We start from the raw sequence: 10,290 nt of genomic DNA, 5'->3' as shown, positions 1-10,290 counted from the left end.
CCCGCCCGACGATGCCGCCCCGCCCGACGATGCCGCCCCGCCCTTCGCCGACACGCCCGCCGCGCTGCGCGCGCAGGGGCTGCGTTTTCCCGAGCGCGTGGAGGTGTCCTCGCCGGTCTGCTACGCCGACGCGCTGGACGCGGCCTACCGCGAAGCCGGCGACCGCGACGACCTGCTGGCCGCGCTGAACGAACTGCTCGAAGCCGAGCGCGCCGGCGCGCGCATCACGCTGCGCAGCGCCGCCGAGACCGACGACCCCGCGCTGCAGCGCCTGGTGACCGACATCCACCGCGACGAAGTGCGCTGGTGCGGCGTGCTGATCGACGCGATCCAATCGCTGGCCGCCACGCCCAGCACGCGCACCGGCGCGTTCTACGAGCGCGCGATGGCCGTGCCGGAACTGGGCGCGCGCCTGGCGCTGCTCAACCGCGGCCAGGGCTGGGTGGTGCGCAAGCTGCAGGCGCTGCTGCCGCGCATCGTCGACGCGCACATCCACGGCGAGCTGACGGCCATGCTGGTGTCGCACCAGCAGAACATCGCGCGCGTCGATGCGCAGCAGGCATCACAGGCCCCGCGCGGGCCGCAGGAAGGAGCTTCATCATGAATGCACAGGACGTCATGACCTCGCCGGTCTTCACCGTCGCGCCGGACACGCCGGTACGCGACATCAGCGCGCTGCTGCTGGCACGCCACATCAGCGGCGTGCCGGTGCTCGACCAGGGCGAGGTGGTCGGCATCGTGAGCAAATCCGACCTGCTGCACCGCTACGAAGCCGAGCCCGGCGGGGCGCCGCCGCACCCGTGGTGGCAACGCTGGGTGCAGCGCAACGCACCGCCGCGCGACTACGTGCGCGCGCACGCGCTGCGCGCGGCCGATCTCATGACGCGCGAGCCGGTGTCGATCGCCGAAGACCTCTCGCTGGCCCGCGTCGCGCAGCTGCTGACCGCCTACCGCATCCAGCGCCTGCCGGTGGTGCGCGGGCGCCGGCTGGTGGGCATCGTGACGAGCGGCGATCTGGTCAAGGCGCTGCTGCGGCAGGCCGAGGCCGACACCGCGAGCGCCGACGCGTGCGACGACGCGCAGATCCTGGTGCGCCTCGTGGCCGAACTGGAGCGGCAGACCTGGTGGAGCCGCGCGTGGTCGCATGTGTCGGTGGACAACGGCATCGTGATGTACCACGGCATGGTCGGCAACGAGGCCGAGCGCGACGCGGCGCGCGTGGCGGCCGAGGGCATCGCGGGCGTGCGCGGCGTGGTCGACGAGCGGCTGTGCACGATCGAATGGCAGACGATGGTCTGAGAGGCAAAAAAGAAAGTTGCAACACGGCGCGGGGATGCGCCATCCAATGGGCAGAAGGAACTCACCGCATGCCGCCCACCGCCCTGCCCCTGACTGCCGATGCCGACGCGAACGCGTCCGATGTCGAACTGGCCGCACGTGCCGCGCAAGGCGACACGCAGGCCTTCGCGCGCATCATGCGGCGCCACAACCAGCTGCTGTTTCGCACCGCGCGCAGCATCCTGCACAGCGACGCCGACACCGAAGACGCGCTGCAGGACGCCTACCTGCGCGCCTGGCGCGCCATCGGCGGCTTCCGCGACGAAGCAAAGCTCTCGACCTGGCTGGTGCGCATCGTCATCAACGAGGCGCTGGGCCGCCTGCGCCGCCGCGGCGCGCAGGTGATTCCGCTCGACGGCGGCATGGCTGCGGGGGATGACGACGACGCCCCCGACACGCAGCTCGCCGACGACCCCGACCGCCAACCGGAGCGCCTCGCCATGCGGGAAGACCTTCGCCGACTCATGGAGCGCCGCATCGACCGGCTGCCCGACGCCTACCGCACCGTGTTCGTGCTGCGCGCGGTGCAGGAACTCAGCGTCGGCGAAACCGCCGAGGCGCTGCAGCTGCCCGAGGCCACGGTGCGGCTGCGCTTCTTCCGCGCCCGCAGCCTGCTGCGCGAAAGCCTGTCGCGCGACATCGACCTGGCGACGGGCGACGCCTTCGCGTTCGACGGCGCGCGCTGCGACCGCATCGTGGCGCGCGTGCTGGCGGCGCTGCCCTGATGGCTTCCCACAACCACCACCCCCGAGGAGACCCCACCATGTCCTTTTTCCTGATGCCCACCCCGGCCGCCGCGCGGCGTGCCTTTCTCGGCCACTCCGGCCTGATGCTGTCGGGCGCCGCCGTCGCGCTGCTGGCGGGGCGCGACGCGCTCGCCGCCAAGAGCGGCGGTGCCACCGGCAACGACGTGCAGATCCTCAACACCGCGCTCGGTGCCGAACTCGAGGCCATCGCGGCCTACCAGCTCGGTGCGGAAAGCAAGCTGCTCGAGAAGCCCGTGCTCGACCTCGCCGTGACCTTCCAGGGCCACCACAAGGAACATGCGGACGTGCTGGCCAAGACCATCGCGAAGCTCGGCGGCAAGGCCGTCGCAGCCAAGGCGCGCTACGACTTCCCGGTGGAGCAACTGAAATCGCAGGCCGACGTGCTGCGCTTCGCGGCGAAGCTTGAACAGGGCGCCGTGAGCGCCTACCTGGGCGCGGTGCCGCTGTTCGGCAACCGCGAGCTGTCGAAGGCCGCGGCCAGCATCCTCGGCGACGAGGCGATGCACTGGGCCGTGCTGCGCCAGGCGCTCGGCGTGGCGCCGGTGCCTTCGGCGTTCGTGTCGTGAGCCGTGCGGCGCGCGGGCTCGCAGCGGGCCTGCTGGCTGCTTGGGCCTGTGCAGGTGCCGCAACGCCTGATGCGGTGCGCGGCGAACAGGTCTACGCGCGCTGCCAGGCCTGCCACGCGCTGGCCACCGACCGGGTCGGGCCGCGCCACTGCGGCCTGTTCGGGCGGCTCGCCGGCAGCGTGCCGGGCTTCGCGTACTCGGAGGCAATGAAGAAGTCGCGCATCGTGTGGAACGACAAGACGCTCGACCGCTTCCTCAGCGCCCCGCTCGTGGTGGTGCCGGGCAGCAGCATGACCTACGACGGCGTGCCCGATCCACGCGACCGCGCCGACCTGCTCGCCTACCTGCGGCAGGCGAACGACACGCCGGCCTGCGCGGCGCTGGCGCGCCCTACGCCGCGTTGACTGCGGGCGAGGCAGGCGTGAAAGCGCCCGCGATCTCGCGCGTCACGCGCAGGAAGGCTTCCATCTCGCCCACCGTGTGGCAGTGCAGCGGCGACACGCGCACGGTGCCTTCAAGCCCGAAGGATTCGAGCATCCGCTTCGAGTAGATGCTGCTGGCCACGCGTTCGTACACCGTCACGCCACGCTGGCCGTACTCCACCACGGCCTGTGTGCAGTCGAGTCCGTCGAAGCCGATGCCCAAGATCAGGTCGCGCTGCGTCAAGTCTTCGTGGTCCAGGAACACCTGCACGCCGTCGAGCGCGCGCAGGCCCGGCGTCTGCGCGGTGCCGTCGAGCAGCGTCGCCAGCAGCGCGCGCTCGTGCAGCTCGATGCGCTCGATGCCCGCCACGAAGCGGGCGCGGCGGTCGGTCGCATCGGTGAAGTGGCCGCCGAGCCAGCCCACGTAGTCGACGATCTCGGTGAGCACCGCGAACTGCCACGGCGCCGAGCTGCCCAGCTCCCAGTGGCCGGGCTTCTTGCCGGCCAGCTTGTGGTGCGGCAATGCAGCCGCGCGCTCCGACATCCACGAGAAGCCCGAGCCGCGGCAGCCGAAGAACTTGTAGGGCGCGAGGTTGATGCCGTCCACCGGCGTCTGCTGCAGGTCGATGACGCCGTGCGGCGCGTGCTGCACGGCATCGACGAGGATGTACAGGTCGGGCTTGATCTCGCGCGCGCGCCGCACGATGGCCGCCATGTCGAGCTTGGCGCCCGAGATGTTCGACGCGTGGATCACGTTGAGCACACAGGTGTTCTCGTCGACCAGCCCCACGATGGCGTCCACGTCGACACCGCCGGTGACGGGGTTGCTCTTGGCCACGCGCAGCTCGCGCCCCAGGCGCTCCGCATACAGGCGCATGGCGTCGAAGGCCGAGGGGTGCTCGAGCGCGGTCGTGACCATGTTCGTGCCCGGCACGTTCTCGGCCACCGCGCGCACCATGTCGAACATCGCGCCCGAGGCGGTGAGCGAGGGGTACACGCTGCCGCCCGTGGCGTTGAGGATCGTGCGCAGGTCGTCGGCGCCGCGCGCCTGCATGGCCTGCAGCTCGACGGCGGTGGCGTGGATGCGCTCGGCGTTGTCGGGAATGGCGTCGACCAGCGCGAAGCGCTCGACCGCGGCCTTCAGCCGGAACGAGCCGCCGGCGTTGTCGAAGTACAGGCGCTCGCGGCCGTGGTGGTCGCGTTCGATGCCCAGGAAGCGCTCGCGCACCTGGCGCATCAGCGCATCGGAAAGGAGCTCGCCTTGGGGCAGGTCCGCACGTGTGGCTGCCATGGTGTCAGACGCCCTTGTTGTTGGGGTTCTTGTAGATCTCGCGCACCGCGTCCGTCATCGGGAAGTTGAGGTTCGCGTTGCGCGGCGGGATCGGCGAGAGGAACCACTTGGTGTACAGCTGCTCGATGGCGCCCGACTTCATGAGGCCGTTGACGGTCTCGTCGACCAGCGCCTTGAACTCGGGGTCGTCCTTGCGCAGCATGATGCCGTAGGGCTCCTGGCGCAGCGACTCCTTGAGGATCTTGTAGTCACCCGGGTTGGTGGCGCTAGCGATCATGCCGGCCAGCTGCACGTCGTCGAGCACGTAGGCATCGGCGCGGCCGGTGGACAGCAGCAGGAAGCCGTCGGAGGTGTCCTTGCCCGCGATCTCGTTCACCTCGATGGTGCCGCTCTTGCGCGCACCGCGCAGCAGCTGGATCGACGTGCTGCCCGAGACGGTGGCCACGTTCTTGCCGTTGAGGTCGGGCAGCGCGTTGATGCCCGAGCTCTTCTTCACGGCGGCCGTGATGTTGGTGACGAAGTGGCTGGGCGCGAAGTCGACCTGCGCCTGGCGCTGCGTGGTGTTGGTGGTGGTCGCGCAGTCCAGGTCCACGGTGCCGTTCTGCAGCAGCGGGATGCGGTTGGTCGAGTTGAGCATGGTGTAGCGCACCTCGATCTTCGGCAGGCCCAGCTTGGCCTTCACCGCATCGACGATCTTCAGGCAGATGTCGTTGGTAAAGCCGATGGGCGCGCTGTCGGCGCTGAGCTTGTACGAGAACGGGATCTGACTGTCGCGCGCGCCGATCTGGATCGTGCCGCTGTCCTTGATCTTGCGCAGCGTGCCGGTGTCCTGCGCGCTGGCGGCGCCGCAGGCGAAGACGAGGGCGAGTGCCGAAGCAAGAGGCAGTTTGAAGTCCATGGTGTGTTCCTTGGGTTGCAATGACGGTGGCCTGGCGCGCATCTTCTGCGTCCCGATGAATTTCTAAAAGCGATTTTTTGTGATCGAATCACATGAAGAAAAGCGTTCTTTCTTTTAGGAGCCGCCCGCCGTGATGACCTTCAAGCAACTCGAAGCCCTGTACTGGATCGCCCGGCTGGGCGGCTTCGCGCAGGCGGCCAACCAGCTGCACACCTCGCAGTCGGCCATCTCCAAGCGCGTGCACGAGCTGGAGCAGCTGTTCGACACCGAACTCTTCGATCGCAGCCAGCGCACGGCGCGTCTCACCGAAAAAGGCGAGGAGATGTTCGTGCTCGCCAGGAAGCTGCTCGACCAGCGCGACGCCGCCGTCGAGCAGTTCGGCAAGCCTGGCGTGGTGGAGCGGCGCATCCGCCTGGGCGTGACCGAGCTCACCGCCATGACGTGGCTGCCGCGCCTGGTCGGCCTGATCCAGCAGCACTACCCCAAGGTGATCCTCGAACCCGACGTGGACGACAGCCTGCAGCTGCGCGACAAGCTCCTGGCCGACGAACTCGACGTGGTCATCGTGCCCCACACCTTCGCCGACTCGCGCATGCAGAGCAAGGTCATCGGCCGCGTGAAAAGCGCGTGGATGTGCAAGCCCGGCGTGATTCCCTCGACCGCGGCCACCGGCACCGTGCGCCTGCACGACCTGGCGCGCCACCGCATGCTGGTGCAGGGCAACAACTCGGGCACCGGCCGCGCCTACGACGCATGGATGAAGGACCAGGGCGTGCAGCCCGCCAACGCGATCGTGGTGAGCAACCTCGTGGCGCTCACGGGCCTCACCGTGTCGGGCCTGGGCGTGAGCTACCTGCCGCGCGAATGCCTCGCGCCGCTGGTCGACGTCGGCATGCTCGAGGTGCTAGACGTGACGCCCGCGCTGCCCGTGGTGCGCTACGTGGCCATGCACAAGGGCGAGCACCGCAGCGCGCTCACCTCGTCGATCGTGATGCTGGCGCAGGCGTGCTGCGACTTCACGCGGATGTTCCAGGCGCAGCCGGAGGAAGAAGCCTCGTAGGGTTCGCGCGCTGCGCCCGGCGGGCCCAGGACACTGGGTGCTTCCCGCAGCGAAATCAAGGAGGAGGCCGCAGGCCGGGGGACATTCGCGGAGGGAAGTACCCGGTGGCCTGGGCCCGCGCCCCGAATGCTCAGCGTCCGCGCGTGAGCATCCGCCCCGCGCGTGCCAGCACCTTCGCTTCGCCCTCGCCACCGCGGTAGGCCAGCACGCCGTTCACGAACACGCGCTCGACGCCGACGCTCACGCCGTGCGGCTTGTCGTAGGTCGCGGTGTCGGTGATGGTCTCGGGGTCGAACACCACCACGTCGGCCATGGTGCCGACGCGCAGCAGGCCGCGATCGGCGATGCGCAGGTTGCGCGCCGTCATGCCCGTCATCTTGTGCACCGCCTGCTCCAGCGTGAAGAGCTTGCGCTGGCGCCAGTAGCGCGCGAACACGCGGGGGAACGCGCCCCACAGGCGCGGATGCGGATGGCGGTCGTGCGGCAGGCCGTCGCTGCCGATCATGGTGAGCGGGTGCGCAATGACGCGCTCCACGTCTTCTTCCTGCATCTGGAAATAGCAGGCGCCGCCGGGCTTCAACCGCAGGCAGGCCTCCTGCTCGGTGGTGCCCCACTCGCGCGCGATGTCGGAGATGAGGCGGCCGGTCATCTCGGGGTGCGGGTCGGACCAGGTCAGCAGCACGTCGATGACGCCGTCCACCAGGTCTTCACGCAGCACGGTGGAGCCGGCCACGTAGGGGTAGACGTCCATCGCGATCTCCTGGCGCTGCGACAGCGCCTCGATCAGCGGCAGCGTCTCCTTCGTGCGGCCCCAGTTCGCGGGCCCGGCGCACTTGTGGTGCGAGATGACCAGCGGCACGCCCGCGCTGAAAGCCGTGTCGCCGGCCTCGTGCAGCGCCTCGATGATCTGCTGCATCTCGCTGCGCAGGTGCGTGGCGTACACGCCGCCGTGGCGCGCCACGACGCGCGCGAGCGCGGTGACTTCCTCGGCCGGCGCGGCAAAGGCTTCTTCGTAGAACAGGCCCGACGACATGCCGTGCGCGCCGGCGGCCATGCAGTCGTCGAGCAGCGCTTCCATGCGCGCGAGTTCATCGCCATCAGCGGGCCCGTCGAGCGCCTGCATCGCCGCGAAGCGCAGCGTGGTGTGGCCCACGAGGGCTGCCACGTTGAGCGCGGGCTGCACCGCATCGACCGCCGCGCGGTACTCGGCCATGGTCGCGTGCTTGAACGAGTCCGCACCCAGCAGCGTGAGCGGCGGCTTCGACTGCGGCGTGCGGTACGGCGCCAGCGAAATGCCGCAGTTGCCCGTGACCACGGTCGTGATGCCCTGCGAGACCTTGGGCAGGCACAACGGGTCGCGCAACACGATGGCGTCGTCGTGCGTGTGCGCGTCGATGAAGCCGGGCGCGATCACCTTGCCGCGGCAGTCGACCACGTCGACGTCGGCGATGTTCAACCCTGCAGGCAGGCGCGCGCGCAGACCGTCGCCCAGCGCCAGGATGCGGTCGCCCTGCAGCAGCACGTCGCCGGGCCACGAAGGGCCGCCCGAGCCGTCGACCACGAGGCCGGCTTCGAGCAGCACGGCTTGGGTGTCGCTCATGGTTCGCTGTCTCCCTTTTTCGTGTTGATGCCGCCGCCGTCCCAGCTTTGCAGCGGGTGCGTGGTGGCGTCGATGCCGTGGCGCTGGAAAGCCTCGCGCGCGCGCTGCAGGCGCTGCACGGCGGGCTCGCCGCGGCGCTGCGCCACCAGCACGGTGAGGATCTCGATGACCGTGAGGTGCGTGAGGTAGGCGTCGATGCCCACGTGCATCACGGCGTCGTCGGGCACCGACAGGCCGATGAGGAAGTCGGCCTTGGCTGCGAGCGCCGTGCCCGGCCGCGTGATCGCGACCACCTGGGCGCCCTGCCCGCGCGCGATGTCGACCGCGTCGAGCAGCGAGGGCATGCCGCCCACGTGCGAGATGGCGATGACCACGCCGCCCGGGCGCTGCGCCGCGCCGGCCACCTGCTGAAGGTGGTAGTCGGCCCAGGCGTTGGCCGAGAGGCCGAGGCGGAACAGCCGCGCCTGCAGGTCGTTCGCCATGAACCACGAGGTGGCACCCGCACCGTACAGGTCGACGTGCGGTGCGGCCGCGATGGCGCGCACCGCGCCGTCGAGCACCTGCATGTCGAGCTGGCCGCGCACGCCCGAGACCGAGGCCGCGGCGCTGCGCGCGATCTTGCTGACCACCTCGTCAGCGGCGTCCTCGATGTTGACGCGGCGGTGCAGCGGCGAACCGCCGAGCGCCAGCTCCTGCGCGAGCGCGAGCTTGAACTCGCGGAGCCCGGCAAAGCCGAGGTCGCGGCAGGTGCGCATGATGGTGGGCACCGAGCTGCGCGAGCGCTCGGCCAGCTGCTCGAAGCTCTCTTCGAGCGCGCGGTCGGGGTCTTCGAGGATCAGGTCGAGGATCGCGCGCCGCGTGGCCGGCGCGTCGCTGCGCGCCTCGGCGATCCTCTGGAGCAATGAGGGCGTCATCGGGGCGTTTTTTTCAGAAGTGCATGGCGACGGCGTCGCTCACGCGGTAGTCGTTCTCGACCACGGGCATCCAGTGCCACTTGTCGAAGGTGGTGCAGGGGTGCGAGATGCCCAGGCCCACGCGATCGCCGACCTTGGGTGCATCGGCTTCCTCGCTCTCGTCCCAGCGCAGGTAGGCGTGCTGGTCGTTCAGCGCGGTGATCTTCCAGCCGGCGGGCACGCCCTGCGGCTGCAACGCGCCGCGTGCGGCGCGTGCGATCGGCACGGGCATCGACAGGTCGAAGGAGATGTCGCGCTTGCCCACCGACAGGATCGCCAGCCCGGGCTCGGGCCGCGACTGCACGTTGGCCCAGACCTCCATCGCGGGTGTCAGGCCCTCGCCGCATTCGCAGCCCAGGCGCTCATCGACCACGCTCACCATGCGCTTGTAGAAGCCATGGTCGTGCGTGACGTAGCAGCCCGAACGCAGCAGGCCGCGCACCGGCGAGCCCAGTGCGGGCTTCAGGCGCCCGGCCACGAGGTCGAAGATGGCCGAGCCGCCGGCTGAGACCAGCACCTCGTCGGTCTCGAAGAGCTGGTGCGTGTCGCAGTGGCGGGCCACGGCCTCGACGCGGTCCATCAGCGTGGTGGCGTAGGCCGTGTCGGGCCCGCTTTCGCCGGTGGCGCCCTGCCCTTCATAGGTCTCGATGCCCACGAGCTTGGCCGCGTCGCTGGCGCGCACCCGCGTGGCGAGCGCAATGGCTTCGTCGTGCGTGCGGCAGCCGGTGCGTGCGCCCTGCACGCCGATCTCGAGCATGACTTCGAAGGGCACGCTCGCAGGATGGCGTTTCGACCAGTCTTCGATCAGCGCCAGCTGCGCGAGCGAGTCGACCAGGAACACGACACGCAGGTCCGCATGGTCGGCCAGCAGCAGCTGGATGCCCGCGAGGTCTTCGTCGCTCACGACCTGGTTGGCGATCAGCGTGCGGCGCGCGCCGGCGGCCACGCCCACGGCCAGCTGCGTGACGGTGGCAAAGGTCAGGCCCCACGCCCCCGCATCCAACTGGCGCTGGAAGAGCTGCGGCGACATCGTCGTCTTTCCGTGCGGTGCAAGGTCGATGCCCCATTCGCGCACGCGTGCCTGCATCCATTGGAGGTTGTGCTCGAGCGCCTCGCGCTTGAGCACGGCCAGCGGCAGCGGCAGGTCGCCGGCCAGCACGTTCCAGCCGGCGGCGCCGACTTCACTGCGCAGGCGCGGCGGCTGGGTGCGCGGGTAGCCCTTGAAGCGGTCGCTCAGCAGCGGGTCGATGAAGTCTTGGGTAGCAGAAACGGTGTCGGTCATGGTCGTGCAACGGCGGTGTTGGAGAGCAGTTCTTTGCGGATGCAGGCGCTGTAGTGTCCGGGAGAAAGTTCGTCGAGCGTGGGCACCGTCTGTGCACAGGCCTCGATGGCATG

At 69.9% G+C, this 10,290-nt stretch carries 11 protein-coding genes; 6 read left to right on the top strand and 5 right to left on the bottom strand.

Translation table 11 applies throughout. From position 1 onward, the window contains the following. The 5 genes from AC07XP_RS31595 to AC07XP_RS31575 form a co-directional block, all read left to right on the top strand. On the top strand, nucleotides 1-604 hold a 604-nt coding region (locus AC07XP_RS31595; RefSeq protein WP_495266885.1), incomplete at its 5' end, for a DUF6306 domain-containing protein. Continuing rightward, nucleotides 601-1,299, top strand: coding sequence for a CBS domain-containing protein (locus AC07XP_RS31590; protein WP_495266884.1), 699 nt, complete (start codon nucleotides 601-603; stop codon nucleotides 1,297-1,299). The genes AC07XP_RS31595 and AC07XP_RS31590, both read left to right, overlap by 4 nt. 68 nt (nucleotides 1,300-1,367) lie before the next feature. Beyond that, a complete protein-coding gene (locus AC07XP_RS31585; RefSeq protein ID WP_495266883.1) occupies nucleotides 1,368-2,063 on the top strand; it encodes an RNA polymerase sigma factor in 696 nt (231 codons plus the stop codon). A 38-nt stretch (nucleotides 2,064-2,101) separates the two neighbouring features. Continuing rightward, nucleotides 2,102-2,671 carry a ferritin-like domain-containing protein gene (locus AC07XP_RS31580; RefSeq protein WP_495266882.1) on the top strand — a complete coding sequence of 190 codons (570 nt, stop codon included), beginning with the start codon at nucleotides 2,102-2,104 and terminating at the stop codon, nucleotides 2,669-2,671. Between the two features lie 29 nt (nucleotides 2,672-2,700). After that, nucleotides 2,701-3,075 (top strand): c-type cytochrome, encoded by a 375-nt coding sequence (locus AC07XP_RS31575; RefSeq protein ID WP_495266886.1) that lies wholly within the window; start codon nucleotides 2,701-2,703, stop codon nucleotides 3,073-3,075. On the opposite strand, the gene AC07XP_RS31570 is transcribed toward AC07XP_RS31575, so the two are convergent. Next, nucleotides 3,062-4,384: an aminotransferase class V-fold PLP-dependent enzyme gene (locus AC07XP_RS31570; protein WP_495266881.1), complete on the bottom strand. Its 1,323-nt coding sequence runs from the start codon at nucleotides 4,382-4,384 to the stop codon at nucleotides 3,062-3,064. The two genes, AC07XP_RS31575 and AC07XP_RS31570, sit on opposite strands and share 14 nt — an antisense overlap. 4 nt (nucleotides 4,385-4,388) lie before the next feature. Then, entirely contained in the window at nucleotides 4,389-5,282 is an 894-nt protein-coding gene (locus AC07XP_RS31565) for an amino acid ABC transporter substrate-binding protein (protein ID WP_492744569.1), read from the bottom strand. A 133-nt stretch (nucleotides 5,283-5,415) separates the two neighbouring features. Here AC07XP_RS31565 and AC07XP_RS31560 point away from each other — a divergent pair, with 133 nt between their 5' ends. Then, nucleotides 5,416-6,342, top strand: a complete 927-nt coding sequence (locus AC07XP_RS31560; RefSeq protein WP_495266880.1) for a LysR family transcriptional regulator — start codon at nucleotides 5,416-5,418, stop codon at nucleotides 6,340-6,342. Between the two features lie 130 nt (nucleotides 6,343-6,472). Here AC07XP_RS31560 and AC07XP_RS31555 read toward each other — a convergent pair whose 3' ends face one another. Genes AC07XP_RS31555 through AC07XP_RS31545 form a run of 3 tightly spaced genes read right to left on the bottom strand, consistent with a single transcriptional unit; the run spans nucleotide 6,473 to nucleotide 10,177 of the window. Then, the gene (locus AC07XP_RS31555; RefSeq protein ID WP_495266879.1) at nucleotides 6,473-7,942 is read right to left on the bottom strand and encodes an N-acyl-D-amino-acid deacylase family protein; all 1,470 of its coding nucleotides are present in this window, start codon (nucleotides 7,940-7,942) and stop codon (nucleotides 6,473-6,475) included. Next, the gene (locus AC07XP_RS31550) at nucleotides 7,939-8,856 is read right to left on the bottom strand and encodes a MurR/RpiR family transcriptional regulator (protein ID WP_095743851.1); all 918 of its coding nucleotides are present in this window, start codon (nucleotides 8,854-8,856) and stop codon (nucleotides 7,939-7,941) included. The genes AC07XP_RS31555 and AC07XP_RS31550 overlap by 4 nt, the downstream gene beginning before the upstream one ends. Before the next feature lie 13 nt (nucleotides 8,857-8,869). Next, the gene (locus tag AC07XP_RS31545) at nucleotides 8,870-10,177 is read right to left on the bottom strand and encodes an amino acid deaminase (protein ID WP_495266878.1); all 1,308 of its coding nucleotides are present in this window, start codon (nucleotides 10,175-10,177) and stop codon (nucleotides 8,870-8,872) included. Nucleotides 10,178-10,290: the final 113 nt, after the last annotated feature.

It is taken from the genome of Variovorax sp. GW531-E2 (assembly GCF_059423125.1).
The sequence above is the reverse complement of the archived record's forward strand: the minus strand, read 5'-3'. Positions and strand labels throughout refer to the sequence as shown.

Coding starts and splice junctions, on each gene's coding strand:
- AC07XP_RS31590 (WP_495266884.1), top strand. CDS start 601: ATGAATGCACAGGACGTCATGACCTCGCCGGTCTTCACCGTCGCGCCG.
- AC07XP_RS31585 (WP_495266883.1), top strand. CDS start 1,368: ATGCCGCCCACCGCCCTGCCCCTGACTGCCGATGCCGACGCGAACGCG.
- AC07XP_RS31580 (WP_495266882.1), top strand. CDS start 2,102: ATGTCCTTTTTCCTGATGCCCACCCCGGCCGCCGCGCGGCGTGCCTTT.
- AC07XP_RS31570 (WP_495266881.1), bottom strand. CDS start 4,384: ATGGCAGCCACACGTGCGGACCTGCCCCAAGGCGAGCTCCTTTCCGAT.
- AC07XP_RS31565 (WP_492744569.1), bottom strand. CDS start 5,282: ATGGACTTCAAACTGCCTCTTGCTTCGGCACTCGCCCTCGTCTTCGCC.
- AC07XP_RS31560 (WP_495266880.1), top strand. CDS start 5,416: ATGACCTTCAAGCAACTCGAAGCCCTGTACTGGATCGCCCGGCTGGGC.
- AC07XP_RS31555 (WP_495266879.1), bottom strand. CDS start 7,942: ATGAGCGACACCCAAGCCGTGCTGCTCGAAGCCGGCCTCGTGGTCGAC.
- AC07XP_RS31550 (WP_095743851.1), bottom strand. CDS start 8,856: ATGACGCCCTCATTGCTCCAGAGGATCGCCGAGGCGCGCAGCGACGCG.
- AC07XP_RS31545 (WP_495266878.1), bottom strand. CDS start 10,177: ATGACCGACACCGTTTCTGCTACCCAAGACTTCATCGACCCGCTGCTG.